Annotated in this window: 13 protein-coding genes; 7 read left to right on the top strand and 6 right to left on the bottom strand. The window is 70.7% G+C overall.

Annotated features, from left to right (window positions below; all coding sequences use genetic code 11):
* Positions 1-90 precede the first annotated feature (90 nt).
* The 4 genes from NFR93_RS12025 (at position 91) to NFR93_RS12010 (ending at position 5,612) form a co-directional block, all read left to right on the top strand.
* Complete coding sequence (locus NFR93_RS12025) at positions 91-1,023, top strand: WcbI family polysaccharide biosynthesis putative acetyltransferase (protein WP_251453524.1); 933 nt, start codon at positions 91-93, stop codon at positions 1,021-1,023.
* Positions 1,020-2,036, top strand: coding sequence for a glycosyltransferase family protein (locus NFR93_RS12020; RefSeq protein WP_251453523.1), 1,017 nt, complete (start codon positions 1,020-1,022; stop codon positions 2,034-2,036). Before NFR93_RS12025 ends, NFR93_RS12020 begins: the two co-directional genes overlap by 4 nt.
* Positions 2,033-3,241 (top strand): glycosyltransferase family 2 protein, encoded by a 1,209-nt coding sequence (locus tag NFR93_RS12015; RefSeq protein ID WP_251453522.1) that lies wholly within the window; start codon positions 2,033-2,035, stop codon positions 3,239-3,241. The genes NFR93_RS12020 and NFR93_RS12015 overlap by 4 nt, the downstream gene beginning before the upstream one ends.
* A gap of 706 nt (positions 3,242-3,947) precedes the next feature.
* Positions 3,948-5,612 (top strand): HNH endonuclease signature motif containing protein, encoded by a 1,665-nt coding sequence (locus NFR93_RS12010; protein WP_285814598.1) that lies wholly within the window; start codon positions 3,948-3,950, stop codon positions 5,610-5,612.
* 32 nt (positions 5,613-5,644) lie between these two features.
* Here NFR93_RS12010 and NFR93_RS16110 read toward each other — a convergent pair whose 3' ends face one another.
* A complete protein-coding gene (locus NFR93_RS16110) occupies positions 5,645-6,163 on the bottom strand; it encodes a MerR family transcriptional regulator (protein ID WP_502846288.1) in 519 nt (172 codons plus the stop codon).
* A 186-nt stretch (positions 6,164-6,349) separates the two neighbouring features.
* Here NFR93_RS16110 and NFR93_RS12000 point away from each other — a divergent pair, with 186 nt between their 5' ends.
* Complete coding sequence (locus NFR93_RS12000) at positions 6,350-7,867, top strand: SulP family inorganic anion transporter (RefSeq protein ID WP_251453521.1); 1,518 nt, start codon at positions 6,350-6,352, stop codon at positions 7,865-7,867.
* Positions 7,868-7,983: 116 nt separating this feature from the next.
* On the opposite strand, the gene NFR93_RS11995 is transcribed toward NFR93_RS12000, so the two are convergent.
* Positions 7,984-11,529, bottom strand: coding sequence for a carbohydrate binding domain-containing protein (locus NFR93_RS11995; protein ID WP_251453520.1), 3,546 nt, complete (start codon positions 11,527-11,529; stop codon positions 7,984-7,986).
* Positions 11,530-11,717: 188 nt separating this feature from the next.
* Between NFR93_RS11995 and NFR93_RS11990 the strand changes: the two genes are divergently transcribed.
* A complete protein-coding gene (locus NFR93_RS11990) occupies positions 11,718-12,152 on the top strand; it encodes a universal stress protein (RefSeq protein WP_251453519.1) in 435 nt (144 codons plus the stop codon).
* Between the two features lie 16 nt (positions 12,153-12,168).
* Positions 12,169-12,555 (top strand): VOC family protein, encoded by a 387-nt coding sequence (locus tag NFR93_RS11985; protein ID WP_251453518.1) that lies wholly within the window; start codon positions 12,169-12,171, stop codon positions 12,553-12,555.
* Here NFR93_RS11985 and NFR93_RS11980 read toward each other — a convergent pair.
* The 4 genes from NFR93_RS11980 to NFR93_RS11965 form a co-directional block, all read right to left on the bottom strand.
* The gene (locus NFR93_RS11980; protein WP_251453517.1) at positions 12,539-13,426 is read right to left on the bottom strand and encodes a hypothetical protein; all 888 of its coding nucleotides are present in this window, start codon (positions 13,424-13,426) and stop codon (positions 12,539-12,541) included. The two genes, NFR93_RS11985 and NFR93_RS11980, sit on opposite strands and share 17 nt — an antisense overlap.
* Positions 13,427-13,434: 8 nt before the next feature.
* Positions 13,435-14,931, bottom strand: a complete 1,497-nt coding sequence (locus tag NFR93_RS11975) for a tyrosine-protein kinase domain-containing protein (RefSeq protein ID WP_251453516.1) — start codon at positions 14,929-14,931, stop codon at positions 13,435-13,437.
* A 160-nt stretch (positions 14,932-15,091) separates the two neighbouring features.
* Positions 15,092-16,453 (bottom strand): threonine/serine exporter family protein, encoded by a 1,362-nt coding sequence (locus tag NFR93_RS11970; RefSeq protein ID WP_251453515.1) that lies wholly within the window; start codon positions 16,451-16,453, stop codon positions 15,092-15,094.
* A gap of 67 nt (positions 16,454-16,520) precedes the next feature.
* The gene (locus tag NFR93_RS11965; RefSeq protein WP_251453514.1) at positions 16,521-17,114 is read right to left on the bottom strand and encodes an arsenate reductase/protein-tyrosine-phosphatase family protein; all 594 of its coding nucleotides are present in this window, start codon (positions 17,112-17,114) and stop codon (positions 16,521-16,523) included.
* Positions 17,115-17,173: the final 59 nt, after the last annotated feature.

Genomic DNA, 17,173 nt, shown 5'->3' with positions numbered 1-17,173 from the left:
CGAGCCGCACGCGTATAAAGCATTCGCGGGGGCGGCGCAATGCAACGGGTGAACAGAAGGGCGAGGAGTCCGACGATGTACGTTCACAGTATGAAGACAGCCTCTGACACCGGTGAGACCATTGCGTCACCGGCATCCGAGGTGATAGCGCGTCGCCGGCACTACGGCGCGTTCTACGGGCTCGACCCGCTTCCCCAGGCCTTCGGACTCGTTGTCGGCAACTGCCAGGCCGAGTCGCTGCGGATCGTGCTCGACGGGCCCGAGCGGCCCACCCTACGCGTCCCGCCCGTGCATGAGATGACAGGGGAGGACGCCGAACTGCTCCACGGCCTCGTTGCGCGGGCGGAGTTCGTCGTCGCCCAGCCGATTCGCGACGACTATCGCGGTCTTCCGCTCGGCACGCGTCAGCTGGGCGAGAGCGCGCGGCGCGGCATCCCGGTGATCACCGTGCCATCGGTGCGGTTCGCGGGACTGCATCCGTTCCAGGTGGCGATGCGGGTGCCGGGCGTGGAGGAAGACCCGCCGATCGTGGCGTACCACGACGTCCGCACGCTGGCCGTCGCCGCGGGGCTGCCGGTGGCCGACCGGCTCGATCCGCAGGGTGTGCGGCGGATCGCCGAGGCGTCCGTCGCCGAACTCCGCCGGCGCGAGGACAGCATCGACGTTCCGGTGTCGGACCTCCTTCAGCCGGTCGCCGAGGGCCTCATGCGGACGGTGAACCACCCCGGCAACGACCTGTTCCTGCCCCTCGCGGCGCGCGTACTCGACAAGCTCGGCGGCGGGGAGCCGACCGACCCCGGGCGGCCGCTGCTGGCCGCGGTCCAGGCGCCGCTCGAGGCGTGGGTCGTCGATGCGTGGCAGCTCGAGACGGAACCGCGCGCGCACTGGATCGTGGGCGGGGAGCCGATCGAGCCCGGCGAGGTGCGCGACGCGCATCGGGAGTGGTACGCACGTCATCCGCAGTTCGTGACGGGTGCCGTGGAGCGGCTCGGTGACCTGCTGGCCGTGTGGCGGGCGGCATGACCGACGCCGTCCACCCGGTGCTGCTGACGCACGAGGGACCCCACGGCGTCGCGATCTACGCGCGCGATCTGGCGGATGCCGTTCGCGGCATATCTCCGTCCGAGGTCGGTTCGTGCGACCTGTCCCGCCTCGACGAGCTCGCGCCCGGAACCCCCGTGCATGTGCAGTTCACCGACCGGCTGTGGGGGAGTTCGCCCGAAGGGGCGGCGCGTGTTCTCGCGGGCGTGGCGCGGCGGCATCCGCTCTCGGTCACCCTGCACGACGTGCCGCAGGCCTCGGACGGCGCGCGCAACCTGCCGCGGCGCCGGGCCGCGTACGCCGCGGTGGCGCGGGCGGCGACGAAGGTCGCGGTCAACAGCGAGCACGAGCGCGCGCTGCTGGTCGAGGAGCAGGTCTGGGACGACGAGGCGACCGTCATCGCGCTGCCCGTGCCGGCTGTGGTCGGCGGCGGGGGAGATCGTGAGGGCGGTCTCGGCGGCGGGGAGCGGCCGGTGCCCGACGGGTCGGTCGGCGTGCTCGGATACTTCTACCCCGGCAAAGGCCACGACGAAGCACTCGAGGCAGCGGTTGAGGCCGGCGCCGGGCGGCTGACCGTTCTGGGCCGCGCGTCGGACGGCCATGCCGACGAGCTCGACGCCTTCGTGCGCCGCGCCGCGTCGACGGGAGTCCACGTCGAGGTGACGGGATGGCTCGACGACGACGCCATGGCCGCGCGGTGTCGGGCGGTGTCGGTGCCGGTCATCGCGCATCGGCACGTGTCGGCATCCGGATCGCTGGTGTCGTGGATCGGCTGGGGGCGTCGGCCGCTCTGCGTCGAGAACCGATATGTGGACGAGATGGCGCGGCTTCGGCCCGGCACGCTGACGCCGGTTCGCGAAGACCGGCTGGCAGATGCCGTGCGCACGGCGCTCGACGTTCCCGGCAGCACGTGGCATGACATCGAGCGGATGCCGATGGCCCGCGCCGATGTGGCGGCGGCGTATCTGCGCTGGTGGGCCGGGGACGCCGCGTGAGCGAGCCGGGTTCGGTGCCGGATGCCGGGGCGTCGGGTCGCGGGGTGGAGGAGCCGGGCCGGGCGGCGGAGCCGGGCCGGACGGACGGTCAGCGCGGGGTTTCGGGGGACCGCTGGGTGCCGGGGGACCGCTGGGTGCCGGGGAACCGCTGGGATCTCGTTGACGGGCTGGTCCCGGATCCGCTGCCCCGGGTGTCGGTGATCGTCGCCCACTACGAGCAGGGCGATGCCCTGGCCCGCACGCTGCGTGCGCTGGCTCGGCAGGAGTATCCGCCCGAGTTGCTCGAGGTGATCGTCGCGGACGACGGGTCGCGGCATCCGATCGATGTTCCCGAGGATGTGCGGGTGGTGCGGCAGAAGGATCGCGGGTTCCGGCTGTCGGCGGTGCGCAACCTCGGCGTGCGGGCGAGCACGGGCGAGGTGCTGTGTCTTCTCGATGCCGACACGGCGCCCGAGCCGGGATACGTGCGCACGCTGACCCGCCTGCCGGCTCTGCTGCCGGACGCGGTGACTGTGGGGCGACGCCGGCACGCCGACCTTTCGCGGCTGCCGGCCGATGCGCCGATCAGCCGTGCGGCCGAGACCGCGCTGCGCGAACCCGAGTGGCTCGCCGACGAGTACGCACGCACCGGGAACCTGCTCGAGGCCGATGACCGCTCCTACCGTTACGTGATCGGGGCGGTGATGGCGTGCTCGCGGGCGCTCTTCGACGAGGTTGGAGGCTTCGACGAGAGCTTCACCGAGTACGGCGGCGAGGACTGGGAGTGGACGCACCGGGCGTGGCAGGCCGGAGCCGTGCTCGCTCACGTTCCCGAGGCTGTCGCGTGGCACGACGGTCCCGACTGGGCCGGCCGCGAGGACGACCGACGCGACGCCGCCAACACCCAGACGCTGCGGTTGGCGGCGGCGATCCCGGTCGCGGGCTCTGCGGGGCGCGGACTCCTGCCGAGTACGCCCGACCTGGTGGTGCATCTGCGAGGGGTGCACGCTGCGGCATCCGTGTTCGTCTTCGTCGATTCGGTGCTGGCGGCGTTCCCGCTCGCGCGTGTGGTGCTCGACGAGGTGCCGGATATGGACGTGCTGCGCGGGGATCCGCGGGTCGTGCAGGCGGATGCCGGGGGCGGCGCGGGTTCCGTGGGCGGCGGGGCGGGGTTGTTGACGGGGCCGGGTTCGAGGCTGGCGGCGGTGGCGGGCTGGGATTGTTGACGGGGTCGCCGACGCGCGCTGACCTGGACGCTCGATCAGCCCGTCGGCGTGCTCGCCTCGGCGGGGCGGATGCTGGCCGATCGACTCTCCGCACTCGGAACCGGCTCGGTGGGGAGCCTCGAACTGCAGGCGGGCGACGGCAGGCCGGCGGGGACGGTCGTCTCGCGGCGCGCTCGCCGACGCGCGGCGCGGTGGGGGACGGGCGCGGGTTTCGACGTCGAGAGTCTGGTCGTCGAGGATCTGCGCGTCCTGACGGCCACCCCCATATCGAGGCCTATGTCGGCGGGTGGGGAACGCCGGATCGCATCGCGGGCCGGTAGGCGCCGTCCGGCGGGGTGGCGGGTCGGGTCGGCGACTGGGCGGCGGGTCAGGGTCTGGCGCCGGTAGGGGGCCGTCTCAGTTGGGGCTCCTGACGTGATCGTTCCGCAACGGGCGTAGCGCCGCAGATCGCCTCGCGTCACGCAGTTCGCGAACTGCCTCGGTGCGAACGCCATCGACGCACACGTCATGGGCGGAGGACGTCGGTGGCCGGGAACAGCCTTGACGGTGTCTTCAGCTGGTGGCGTTCTATCCCGGGTGGCGGGGTCGGTCGGTTGCGACGCCGGGGGCGATCCGCTGTTGGGTGAGTGTGCGATCTCGCGCAGGCGAGGGGAGTGGCGCGGGACGCTGAGGTTCGATGTCGGAACCCTGTTCTAGTGTTTCTGGTATGACATTCGATTATGCGTTCGATACGCCGGAGGGTGGCGCGCGGGAGCCGGGTCCGATCGGTCCTGGTGATCCGGGTGCGCGGACTTCGGCGAGCGCCGAACCGGACGACTCGAAGCCGGACGGTTCCGGACTGGACGGTTCCGGACTGAACGGGTCCGGAGCGGGCGATGCCGGGGCGGGCGATGCCGGAGCGGGCGATGCCGGAGCGGGCGATGCCGGAGCGGGCGATGCCGGAGAGGGCGATGCCGGACCGGAGGGTGTCGGACCAGAGGGCGTCGAACCGGATGGTCTCGCACCGGACCGTGCCGCTGGCGATGCTGCCCCCGACGATGCGTTCGCGGGTGGAGATTCCGAGGCCGATGGGCTGGATTGGGCCGATGCCGGCGAGAACTGGCCTGAGGTGGATGGTGATGTGAGCGCGGGTCCGTATGGTCCGTTTGGTCCGGATGAGTTCGACCGGGTGGTTGAGGTTGCGGGTTTGCGGGCGGTGATGTTCGCGGAGCAGGTCGCGGCGATTGATCGGTTGCGGTCGGTGCGGATCGCGGAGGCGGGAGTTGCGGGGCGGGCGTTGTCGGATGTGTTGGATCGGTCGTTGCGGTTGGAGTTGGTGGCGGGCTTGGGGATCACCGAGCATGCCGCGCAGGAGTTGCTGACGATGACGGACGCTCTGGTGCACCGGTATCGGGGGGTGTTCGAGGTGCTGTCGCGGGGCGAGGTCACGGAGCAGCACGCGCGGGTGTTCGTGTCGGTGATGGATGCGATCGAACCCGACCTGGCTGCGTCGCTGGAGGGTGAGGCGGTGGGGTTGGCGGTGGCGCATCCGGTGGGGGTGTTCCGGCGGTTGCTGCGCAAGCTGGTGGATCAGGCGCGGGTGGACACGCTCGCGCAGCGGCAGGAGCGGGCTGTGCAGGCGCGGCGGGTGTGGGTGGAGCAGGTCGGGGATGGGATGGCGTGGGTGCATCTGTATGCCCCGGCGGTGGAAGCTCATGCGATCTTCGACCGGGCGACCCGGATGGGTAAGGAGTGGAAGAAGGCGGAGGGGGAGTCGCGGAGTCTGGATCAGGTGCGGGCGGATGTGCTGGCGGATCTGATGATCGACGGGACCGTGCCCGAGCACCCCACCGGGGTGCGGGGGATCCGTCCGAGTGTGGTGGTCACCGTTCCGGTGTTGTCGCTGCTGGATGACGAGCACGCTGCGCGGGCGGATGCGGCGGTCGTGGAAGGTGTCGGGCCGATCCCGATCGCCACGGCCAGGGAGTTGTGTGGTGCAGCCCGCTCGTGGATGCGAGTCCTGACCCATCCGGAGACGGGGATGGTGCTGTCGGTCGGGCGGGATTCGTATGAGCCGCCGGTGGCGTTGCGGAGGTTGGTGAAGTGGCGAGCGGACCGGTGCCTCGCGCCGGGGTGCAGCATGCCCGCGTCCCGATGCGAGATCGACCACACCCTGGCCTGGTCCGCCGGGGGTGAGACCGCCGCCTGGAACCTCGGACCGCTGTGCAAGGGTCATCACATCGTGAAGACCCACGGTGACTGGGACGTCAGGCAACGCCCCGGTGGGGTTCTGGAGTGGGAATCACCCACCGGACGGGTCTACCTCGTCGAACCCGAACGCCGGGTCCCCACCTTCCGACCCGAACCCGACACCACCCCCGCACCCTTCTAACGCCCCACCTCCGACGCAGGGGAGAACTCTGCCTACTTCTCGGTCGCCTCGGTCGGGGCTGCGAGCTGCGCGAGGAACTCATCCGCCATCTGCACCTGCGCGGCCAGTTTGTCGCGCCGTGCCGACGCCTCTGCGCGGATCTCGGCAAGGCGCTCGGCGAGCTCCGCGCTCCGTGCGTCCGCGCCTCGTGCGTCCGTGCCTCGTGCGTCGGCGCCCGGTGCGTCCGCGCCTGGTGCGTCCGCGCCGGGTGCTTGCCCGCCCGATGCTTGCGCGCCCGGTGCTTGCCCGCCTCGAGCGTCGCCACCAGCCGCACGGATGCCGGCCACGACCGCCAGCACTTCGCTCATCTCCTCGAGCGAATACCCGAGCGGCTTCATGCGACGAACCACCATCAGCCGAGCGACGTCGCTCTCGGTATAGAGCCGGAACCCGCCCTCCGTGCGAGCCGACGGGGTGACCAAGCCGATCTCGTCGTAGTGGCGCAGTGTCCGGAACGACAGCGACGTCAACTCTGCGACCTCGCCGATCCGCATCGTCTTCTCGTCGTTCACATCGCCTTCCACGTGCGGTCGCCCTTCGATTCGCACTCAACCCTCACGTTACGTTAGAGTCATGGCCGAGCGCGATTCTCGTGCCCAATTCCCCATTCTTTCGCGTCGATCTGAACGACGCCTGCGCCCTCCGGGGCGTTCCTCGACGATTGCTCCCGCCACGGGACCCTCAGTGGAAGGCACACCATGACAGCCGTCACACCCCAACGAGACACCGCCTCGCGGTATCGCATCGAGCCGACCGTCCTGCAGGCGCTGCGGAGCCCCCGCATCCTGACCCGTGAAGTGCTCGCAGGACTCGTCGTCGCCCTGGCGCTGATTCCCGAGGCGATCGCCTTCTCGATCATCGCCGGCGTCGACCCGCGTCTCGGACTCTTCTCGTCGTTCGTGATGGCCGTCGCCATCGCCTTCCTCGGCGGACGCCCCGCCATGATCACCGCTGCCACCGGGGCGATCGCCCTGGTCGTCGCACCCGTCGTCCGCGATCACGGCGTCGACTATCTGATCGCCACCGTGCTGCTCGGCGGACTCATCCAGCTCGTGCTCGCAGCCCTCGGCGTCGCGAAGCTGATGCGCTTTATCCCGCGCTCCGTCATGGTCGGCTTCGTCAACGCGCTGGCCATCCTCATCTTCACGTCGCAGTTCCCGCAGCTCATCGGCGTGCCGTGGCTGGTGTACCCGCTCGTGGCCATCGGCCTGCTCATCATGTACCTGATGCCGCTGTGGACGAAGGTCGTCCCCGCCCCGCTCGTCGCGATCGTGCTGCTCACCATCGCCGTCGTCGCCCTCGCCATCAACGTGCCGAACGTCGGCGACCAGGGCGAACTGCCGCAGAGCCTGCCCGAACTGTTCTTCCCGGCCGTGCCGTTCACGCTCGAGACGCTCGGCATCATCGCTCCTTACGCCCTGGGCCTCGCGGTCGTCGGCCTGCTCGAGTCGCTCATGACCGCCAAGCTCGTCGACGACATCACCGACACCCACTCCCGCAAGACCCGCGAGGCCTTCGGCCAGGGCGGCGCGAACATCCTCTCGGGCCTGTTCGGTGGCATGGGCGGCTGCGCGATGATCGGCCAGACCATGATCAACGTGAAGGCGTCAGGCGCCCGCACGCGCATCTCGACCTTCCTCGCCGGCGTCTTCCTGCTGATCCTCGTGCTCGCGCTCGGCGACATCGTCGCCATCATCCCGATGGCCGCCCTGGTCGCGGTCATGATCGTGGTCTCGGTCGCGACATTCGACTGGCACAGCATCCGCCCCGGCACCCTCAAGCGGATGCCGAAGAGCGAGACCGCCGTCATGCTCATCACCGTGGTCGCCACCGTGTGGACTCACAACCTCGCGATCGGCGTCATCCTCGGCGTCATCGCCGCGATGCTCATGTTCGCCCGTCGCGTCGCACACTTCGTCACCGTCACCCGCACCGTGGACGACGAGAGCACCGTCGCCCGCTACACGGTCGAGGGCGAGCTGTTCTTCGCCTCGAGCAACGACCTCACCACCCAGTTCGAGTACACCCACGACCCCGACCGCGTCGTGATCGATATGACGCGCTCGCACATCTGGGATGCTTCGACCGTCGCTGCCCTGGATGCCGTCATCACCAAGTACGACCACCTCGGCAAGTCCGTCGAGTTCGAAGGGCTGAACGAGACCGCCGCAGCCCTCCAGGCGCGCCTGACCGGAAACCTCGGCGCCGGGCACTGACCGACGGCGCCGACGACGAGGAAGCGCCCCCGACCTGAGATTTCCAGGTCGGGGGCGCTTCGTCTCGCTTCGCTCGCTCAGCGTCCGGAGGTGGGGGCCTCCGGCGCTTCGCGCGCTCAGCGTCCGGTGGTTGCGAACCTCCGTCGCAGGAGGGCGAAGCCGCCGAGCATCGTCAGGATCAGCCCGAGCGCGATGCCGAGGGCACCGTCCGCGCCGCCGGTGCTCGCGAGAGCTCCGCCGTTGCCGTCGCCATTCCCGTTGCCAGAACCGTTCCCGTTTCCGTTGCCGTTTCCGTTCCCGTTCCCGTTCCCGTTGCCGTTCCCGTTGCCGTTCCCGTCGCCACCGCCGCCGTTGCCCGGGTTGCCCGGGTTGCCCGGGTCGATCGGGTCGACGGGGTCGACGACCTCGGCGAGCAGTTGCAGGCGATCCAGCGACACGCCGCCCACGGCCGCGGCCGCCGGCATCCGCTCGTCATCGGTCGCCACCGCACCGGCGCTCACGCCGTAGCCGCGCACCGCGGTGAGCGTCAGACCGTCGTTCGGTGCACCCTCGGGCTGCGTCGCCGACCGCTCGAACGCGTCGAACGGCACCTCGACGAAACGCCACCCCTCGGTGTCGTCCGCGAACGACGCCTCGAAGCGCTCCGCCGTGTCGGACGCCTGGTAGACGCGCACGTAGTCGACGAGCAGCTCCTGCGGGAACTGAAGGTCAGCACCCAGCGGGCCGCCGAAGTTGCCGCCCACGGCCATGTTCATCAGCATCGTGAACGGGTGCTCGAACACCCAGTCGCTCGGCGCGACGTCCTCGGGCGTAGCGGTGTGGAAGAGGATCTCCTCGCCGCCATCGCGCTGGACGTACCAGCGGATCTCGCCCTCTTCCCACTCCGCCGCGAACGTCAGCCACTCGCCGCCGAGGTTCTCGCCGAAGTCGTACGTGTCGCCGTACGCCTGACCGCCGCTGTAGCCGGGGCCGTGGATGGTGCCGAAGATCTCGTTCGGCAGCTTGCCGACGTACTCCATGATGTCGATCTCACCGGTGCGCGGCCAGCCGACGTCACGGAAGTCGTTGCCGAGCGTCCAGATCGCCGGCCAGATGCCCGGCTCGCCGTCCGGCATCTTCGCCCGCGCTTCCATGCGCCCGTGCTTGACCTCGACCTTGCCCTCGGTGATGAGGCGTGCCGACGTGTACTCGCAGTCGCCGTACCAGCAGTCCAGACCCGCGGCAGCCGGATCCTCGACCTTGCGGGTCGTGATCACCATGTTGCCGTCGCCGTCGTGCGCGGCGTTGTCGGTCGAGTCGCTGTAGTACTGCAGCTCGTCGTTGCCCCAACCCCAGCCGCCGGTCTCGTAGGTCCAGAACCGCGGATCGGCAGGCGTGCCCGCCGCGGCCTCGAACTCGTCCGACCATGCAAGCTCCCAGGCCTCGGGGCCGGGGTCTGCGGCGGCGTTGTCGTGCAGCGTCACCGTCACCGGCGCACCGTCGCCCTGTCCGTAGAACCACATGCCGAGACCCTCGTCGCCCGAGAAGTCCCGCGGCTGCTGCAGCGTGCGCTCGAAGCCGCCGTCGCCGACCATGTCGAGCACGGTCTCGTACGAGTCCTGCGTCGGGTAGGCGTCGGCGTCGGATGCCGCGATCTCACGGTCGTCCAGCTCGGCGTCCCCGGTGGGACGCAGCAGGCCGATGCCGTTCTCGAAGTCCTCGAGCATCGTGCCGTCGGCCACGTCGTTGTCGGCGATGCTGACGCGCGCCAGCGCGAGCGGGTTGAGCTCGGCACCCTGCGGGTCGCTCAGGCGAACGAGGAAGGTCTCGTCCACCTCGGGCTTGGCGTCGTCGATCGTCTCGACCGGGATGAAGGCGCTGCGCTCACCGGCCGGGATCGTCACGGTGCCCTCGGTCGAGACGTAGTCCCGCTCCGCGGTAGCCGGAAGGTCCTCGGTCGACGTGCGCTCGGTCGCCTCTTCGGTTCGGTACGAGACGGTGACGTCCTCGTCGGCGACGCGGGTGAGCCGCACCTCGACGTCGACGGTGTCGCCCTCGGTGACGGGGAACGTCGAACGCGCGACGTTGATCGTGACGGGACGCACCTCGGCCGTGCCGATCAGCTGCACGTCGTCGATGCGGATCGTCGGCGTCACGCGCGTGGAGGTCTGCTCCACGCCGATGCCGAAGCCGTGCACCTCGGTCAGGGTGAACCCGTCGTCGGGAGCGCCGTTGCCGATGTTCTTGCGCGCGAACTGGTCGAAGGGGACCTCGATGAACTTCCACCCGGTGAAGTCGTCGGCGAAGCGCACCGAGAAGCGCTCGGCGTCATCGACCTCGGAGTCGGGGTTGCGGTTGTCGAGCACGTCGAGGAACATCGGCGCACCCGAGTTGGTGCCGTACATCCAGAACCCGAGCGAGTTGTAGGTGCTCCAGTCCTGCGGCGCCCACGTCGACCCGTCCGGCGTGAAGTTGTCGATCACGACAGCCCACGAGGCGGTATCGAGGCCGATCTGCAGCGCGTCGTTGCCCTCGGCCGCGTCAGGACGCGTGGTGTCGGGCGTGCGCTCGAACGTCGGAACGTTGCCCGCACCCGCGACCGCGAACCAGCCGAGCGGCGGAACCGCGGCCGGGTCGCCCAGGATCAGTTCGGACTCGAAGTCCTCGATCACGAAGCCGGGCTCGCTCGGACCGGTGGGCTCGCCCGCGTCGTCGTCGCGGATGGTCACCGTCGAGGTGCCTGCACCGAGCGTGGCGCCGGCCGGGCTCGACAGGGCGACGGTGAACGTGCGGTTGCCGTCGGCGAGGTCGTTCGCCGTCGTCGGAACCGTGATGTTCGCGCTCGTCTCGCCCGCGGGGATCGTGAGCGTCCCCGAGGTCGCCGTGTAGTCGGTGCCGGCGACACCCGTGCCGTCGGCGGTGGCGTATTCGACGGTCACATCCGTGTCGGCTGCGGTGTTCAGCGACACCGGGATGACGGCATCCGACCCCTCGGTGACGTTCAGCGAGGTCGCGCCCACGCCGACCGAAGGAGCCACGACCGCACCGGCGTACAGCTCGATGTCGTCGATCTTCACGACGCCCGCGCCGCTGTTGCCGGGGAAGAGGATGCCGCGCACGAAGTCCAGGTCGAGGCTGCCGTCGTTGGGGGCGCCGCCGTCCTGGTAGTCGGTCGCGCGCTGGAAGTCCGCGAACGGAACCTGCACCAGGCGCCAGCCGACCTCGCCGACGGGAACCACGACGTCGTAGCGGTCGGTCACGCCGGGGTCGGCGCTGACGGCATCGAGCAGCTCGACCTGCATCGTGCCGCCCTGGCCGTCGCCGTACAGCCAGAACTGCACGCCGTCGTACGCCGACCAGTCCTGCGCGGGCTGACCGCCGGCGAACTCGAAGCCCATGCCGCCGTAGTAGTTCGGCCCGGCGACCAGGTCGAAGCCGTACGAGAGCATGTGCGTGTTCGGCTCGGCGTCGGGGGTCGGGATGCCGGAACCCTCGTAGGCCTGGACTCCCGCCCCGGCGTCACCCCACTGAATGTGGCTGGAGGTGCCGTCTTCGAAGTCGTAGAGCGTCAGCTCGGTCTCGGCGGCGCCGGCTGCGGAGGCCGTGGCGCTCAAGGTGGTCGCCGTCAGCGCGACGGCGATCGCAGCCGCCGCTGGGCGGCGCAGGGCAGGGGTTTTTCGCATGGACTTCCTCGTCTTGTCTTCGTCCTCGAAGGATGCGGGAGCGCTCACACGCCGCGGCAAATTTGTTGTGGGAGCGCTCTCACGGGTTCAGGCCATGTTAGGTAACGGGGTCCCCATGTGTCAACCGCTCAGACCCGGGCGGGACCTCCGACCCTCCCGTCCGCGGCCGCATGGCCCATGCTGGGGGTATGAACGAAGCAACCGAGCGCGCCCCGCTGTATCGCCGCATCGTCGTCGGCGTCGACGGCTCGTCGCAGGCCGCGGCCGCTCTCGGTCACGCCTGGCAGCTCGCCGAGGCCACGGGGGCGGAGCTCGTCGTCGTCGCGGCCTGGACGTATCCGCCCGTCTTCACCGGCTACACCGACTCGATCGATCCCGAGGCCGACGCGTGGGCCGTGCTCGATCAGGCGCTCACCGGCCGGTTCGACGGCGCCGTCCCCGAGGAGATCAGCAAGAAGACCGTGCCCGGTCCGGCCGCGGCCGCCCTCATCGAGGAGAGCAAGGACGCCGACCTGCTCGTCGTCGGCAGCCGCGGACACGGCGGCTTCTCGGGTCTCCTCCTCGGCTCGGTCAGCGCCCAGTGCGCCGAGCACGCGCACTGCCCGGTTCTGGTCCACCACTGATGCCGGTGCACCCCTGATGCTGGTCGTCGGCTCGATCGTCATCCGCGTGCAGGATCTCGACGCGCAGCTCGCCTTCTGGTGCGCGGCCCTGGACTACGTGCCGCGAGAACCCGTCGAGGCGGACTTCGCCGTCCTCACGCCATGTGCCGGACGAGGACCGAACGTCTCGCTCGACGCCATGCCGTCCGAGCGCGTGCTCCCGCCGCGCATCCACCTCGACCTGTACGCCGACGACCAGCCCGCCGAGGTGGAACGGCTGCGACGGCTCGGTGCCCGCGAAGTCATCTGGGACAAGCGTCCCGCCGACGCCGACTACGTCATCATGGAGGACCCCGAGGGCAACCGCTTCTGCGTCATCGACGCCGCGGACTGGTCCGGCTGGGAATCTAGCCGACCGGAATGACGGCGTCGCCGACCCACACCATCGCGCCGCCGCCGGGCGCGTCGTCGACCGCGACCGGCCCCGCCGCATCCGTCTCGGCGCAGCCGATCGCCGACGGCGCCGCCCCCGGAGAATCCACCCGTGAGACCGTGACACCGGCGCAGTCCCCGGTGCGAGACGCGACGATCGCCGACTGGCCGTCGAGCGCCACCGCGAGGGCGCTCTCGACCGGCAGCGGCGACCAGCCGCCGCCGGTGTACACCGACGCCGTGCCGTCGCAGACGAGGGCGAGCGTGTCACCCGTGTTGCGCAGACTCCACGGCGCCGCGCACGGCGCCTCGATCGGCCCCACCGTCGCCGCACCGTCGCCGCGCTCCACGAACCGCGACGTCACGAACACCTGGTCCTGCTGTTCCCAGAACTCCCCGCCCGAGTAGGTGCGAAGTCCCTGCGGGGCGCAGTCGCCGCCCGTCGCGACGATGACGTCGGCGTCGTCGCCTCCGAACGCATCCACCGCCTGCACGCGCCGCACATCACGGTCGCCGGGTGTCACCGCGGTCCACGTCGCACCGCCGTCGAGCGAGCGCTCCACCGACCCGCCGCCGTCGTCGCATCGGCCGGCCGTCGCCCGCCACATCGCGTCCGTGTCCACGGAGAGGAACCGCTCGTCCGCCCCCGGCGAAGACACGGATGCCGCTTCGGGCGTCGGTGTCGGACTCGGTGTCTGCACACCCAGCGTGAACGTCGGCACCGGAGCCGGCGTCCCCGTCGTCGCTCCCGGATTGCCGTGCTGCCACGCGAAGACCGTCACCACGGCGACGACCGCGGCGACAGCGATCACCGCGGCGACCCCTGCCGTCTCGCGCGCGCCGAAGCGCCATCGTCCTGCCACGAGCCGCCTCAGCGCACGGACGCGGTGTCGTCAGCCGGAGGCTGCGGCGCCGTCGTCTGCACCGGAGCGCCGTTGCCGCGCCGACGCGCACCGCGCGTCTGCCGGTCGGCGCGCGACTGGGGTTCGGGCTTCAGCTTGTACCCGTACCCGCCGTAGCCGCCGTATCCGTACGCACCGCCGTAGGCGTACGCGTCCGGACCCCGCGTGGGAACCATCGACAGCACGACACCGGCGACCTTCGCGCCCACCGTGCTGAGCGCGTCGATCGCGTGCCCCAGCTGGTGACGCGTCGTCTTGCCGGCCGACACGATCAGCACGGCCCCCGACGTCTCCTTCGAAAGGATCGCGGCGTCGGTCACCGGCAGCAGGGGAGGTGCGTCGCACAGCACGACGTCGAAGTCGCGCTCGAGCGCTTCCAGCAGCGTCCGCATGTGCTGCGACCCCAGCAGCTCGCTCGGGTTCGGCGGGATCTTCCCGGCCGGCAGCACGTAGAGGCTGCGTCCACCCCACGGCAGCATCACGTCGCCGACGCGCGTGCGTCCGATGAGCACGTCGGTGAGGCCCGCGCCGCCTTCGATGCCGAGGTACTCGGCCACCTTGGGCTTGCGCAGATCCGCATCGATGAGCGCGACCTTCTTGCCGGCATCCGCCAGCGCGATCGCGAGGTTGATGGTGCTCGTCGACTTGCCCTCGCTCGGCACGCTCGAGGTGACCACGAAGCTCGCGCGACCGTCCATGTCGAGGAATTGCAGGTTCGTCCGCAGCGCGCGGAACGACTCCGCCCGCGGGCTCAGCGGATCCGCGTGCACGATGAGCGGACGCTCCTTCGCCTTGGGGTCGAACGCGATCGCGCCGATGAGCGGCGAATCCGTGACCGCCTGCACGTCCTGCGGCGTCCGCACGCGCGTGTCGAGCACGGCGCGCAGCACCGCGATGCCGATGCCGATGGCCAGACCCACCAGTGCGCCGAGCGCGAGGTTCAGCGGCACGTTCGGGCTCGAGGGCTCGAGCGGCGCCTGGGCGTCCTTCACCCGGGTGAGACGCACCGGCGAGGTCTCTTCGCCGTTCGGGGTCTCGATCGCCTCGACGGCTGCGGTGAGGCTCGCTGCCAGCGCGTTGGCGATGTCGGCGGAGCGGATCGGATCGGCATCCGTCACGCCGATGGTGATGAGCGTGGTGTTCAGCGGGCTGGAGGCCGTGATCATGCCCGCCAGGTCGTTGGGGCTGATGCCCAGATCGAGCCGCGCGATCACCGGGTTCATCACGATCGGCGTCGTCACGAGGTTCGTGTAGGTCGTGACCCGGCCCTGCGTGAAGCTCGACCCCTGCTGCAGTTCGGCGATCGAGGTGCCCGACTGCGACGACACGAACACGGTCGACTGCGACTCGTACATCGGCGTGCGGGTGAGGGAGTACCCGGCCGCCGCCCCGACTCCGAGAAGGGTCGCCAAGACGATGATCAGCCAGTTCTTCCGGAGGATGCGGATGTAGTCGGTGAGCTCCATGACGCCTCTCGCTCGCGGGTTGCGCTCCTGCTTCATGAGCGCGATGGGGGTCCCACGCGGACTCCATCCTGACATGAACGGCGTTTCCTGATCCCCCTCGCAGCGTGACAGTCGTGTAAACGCGGCGTTCTCGGGCGGCGCGAAGCGCGGGGCGGGCGGCTCAGAGCGCCGGTCGCCGCATCCGGTTCGACAGGGCCGATCCGGCCAGGACGCCGAGGGCGATCGCCACCATCGTGGCGAGCGTCGTCACCAGAGAATCGGATGCCGCGGCGTCCCCGCCCAGCACATCCGCCACTCCGACCAGGCCCAGTGCTCCCGGCACCAGCAGCCAGAACGCCGGCGTGAAGGTCACCATCGGGGCGGGGCCGGTGGGCTGCCGCGCGACCAGCGACGTCACCGGCGTCACCACGAGCGCACCGATGAAGGCCGACAGCACGCCGCCGACGGCGAGGTCGCCGAGCACCTGCGCGGAGTACGCGACGTACAGCACGAGCAGCATCCACGGCAGCGCGCGCGGGGGAGCGGAGCGGTGCACGCAGATCCCCACGGCGAACACGGCGACCGCGATCCACGGCGCGATCTCGCCGAGGGGGCTGGGCTGCTCGCTGAAGTCGAGGTCGGGGACGCCCACGACCGCGCCCGCGGTCATGATGCCGGCGCCCAGCAGCACCAGCTGCATCGCACCGGCGGCCAGGCGCCCGGCGCCCGACAGCATCTGGCCGGTCGTGAGCTCGAGCACGGCCGTCGTCAGCAGCGCACCCGGAAGCAGGACGACCAGCGGTGCGAGCAGGGCGGGAAGGATGCCGGTCCCCAGCCCCGTGCGAAGAAGCAGGAACACCGTGAGCGCCACGACGAACGCGATCGCCACCGTGATGAGGGCGCCGTACCGCGCGGGCACCCGCTCGCTCACCAGCAGCGCCGTTCCGGCCACGAGGCCGAGCGCGACCGACAGCGCGACGCCGTTCCAGGTGGCGCCCAGCAGGACCGAGAGGGCGCCGCTCAGGAACATGTAGCCCACGACGCGGAGCACCCGGCCGTACAGCGGCTTCATCTCGCGGATGCGCTGGATCTTCACGACCACCGAGTGGGGGTCGATCACCCCGGTACGTGCGCCGTCCGCCGTGCGATGCACCTCGTCGATCTGCGACAGCAGCAGCTGGCCGCTGCCGCTCGAGACCGCACCGGTGCGCTGCTGCCCGCCGCCGCGCGCCGAGACGAGCAGGGCGTTCGGGAAGACGAGCGCTTCGCTCTCGGGCAGGTTGTTCACCTTGGCGACGTCGGCGATGACGTCCTGGATGGTGTCGACGGAGTACCCCGCCTGGGTCATGATCGCCCCGAGCGATTCCGCGGCGGCGAGGGCGGCTGCGGCATCCGGCTTCTCGTCGGGCGACACCGGCACGGCGCCGGTGACGGCGGCCGCGCGCGCGGCGACGGTGATGTCGCGCTCGGCACGACCGCGCGAGGCGATCAGCAGGATCGCAGCGGCGACGAGCACGACGATCGCGGCGATGGTCGAGATCACGGGGTCTCTCTTCCGGCGGGGGTGCGAAGCATTCTGCCACGCGCCGGTGAGGATCCGGGCTGCCGGTTTACGCCAGCGCCGCGCGTACCACCCGCTCCACCTGGTCCAGTGCGGGCACCAGCTGCTTGCCGCTGCGGAGGTAGGTCTGCCACGACCGGCGGTAGGGGTCCACCACGTCGTCGTCGTCGGGCGCGGGCGGCGGCACGGCCAGCCCTCGCCTCCCGGCCAGGAACGTCGCCGCCGCGCGGAGGCGGGATGCGGCATCCGTCCCCTCGGCCCTCGCGGCCGCGGTGATGTCGGCGTCGCTGACGCCTTCGGCGAGGCGGGCGAACTCGCGCACCGTGAACGTGTGACGCAGTCGCGTCGGAGCCAGCTCTGCGACGCTGCGACGGTGGTCGCGCGTCATCGTGAGGATGAGGTCGGGCGAGGCCAGGTGCGCTTCGTTCAAGAAGCGTGCCCGGTGCGCCGCCGACGTCGCCGTCGGGACGCCGAGCTGATCGGCCAGCGCCACCGCCTCGGCGGTCATGGGGGAGTCGACCATCCCGCGCGTGCCGGCGCTCGACACGGTGGGATTCAGGTCGGCGAGGCGCTGCGCGAGCAGCAGCTCGGCGAGGGGGGAGCGGCAGATGTTTCCCGTGCAGACGGTGAGGATCTCGACCAAGGCGGACTCCGAAGCGTGAGGCGGTGCTCGTGGGCTTGTGGGGGTGGGCTCTGTTGGTG

This window comes from Microbacterium sp. Marseille-Q6648 (assembly GCF_943181415.1).
Classification (GTDB): domain Bacteria; phylum Actinomycetota; class Actinomycetes; order Actinomycetales; family Microbacteriaceae; genus Microbacterium.
The sequence above is the reverse complement of the archived record's forward strand: the minus strand, read 5'-3'. Positions and strand labels throughout refer to the sequence as shown.

Bases quoted from the DNA above. Each gene is read 5' to 3' on its own strand.
- NFR93_RS11975 (WP_251453516.1), bottom strand. From the start codon at position 14,931: ATGGAGCTCACCGACTACATCCGCATCCTCCGGAAGAACTGGCTGATC.
- NFR93_RS11990 (WP_251453519.1), top strand. From the start codon at position 11,718: ATGAACGAAGCAACCGAGCGCGCCCCGCTGTATCGCCGCATCGTCGTC.
- NFR93_RS11985 (WP_251453518.1), top strand. From the start codon at position 12,169: ATGCTGGTCGTCGGCTCGATCGTCATCCGCGTGCAGGATCTCGACGCG.
- NFR93_RS11995 (WP_251453520.1), bottom strand. From the start codon at position 11,529: ATGCGAAAAACCCCTGCCCTGCGCCGCCCAGCGGCGGCTGCGATCGCC.
- NFR93_RS12025 (WP_251453524.1), top strand. From the start codon at position 91: ATGAAGACAGCCTCTGACACCGGTGAGACCATTGCGTCACCGGCATCC.
- NFR93_RS12010 (WP_285814598.1), top strand. From the start codon at position 3,948: ATGACATTCGATTATGCGTTCGATACGCCGGAGGGTGGCGCGCGGGAG.
- NFR93_RS12000 (WP_251453521.1), top strand. From the start codon at position 6,350: ATGACAGCCGTCACACCCCAACGAGACACCGCCTCGCGGTATCGCATC.
- NFR93_RS12020 (WP_251453523.1), top strand. From the start codon at position 1,020: ATGACCGACGCCGTCCACCCGGTGCTGCTGACGCACGAGGGACCCCAC.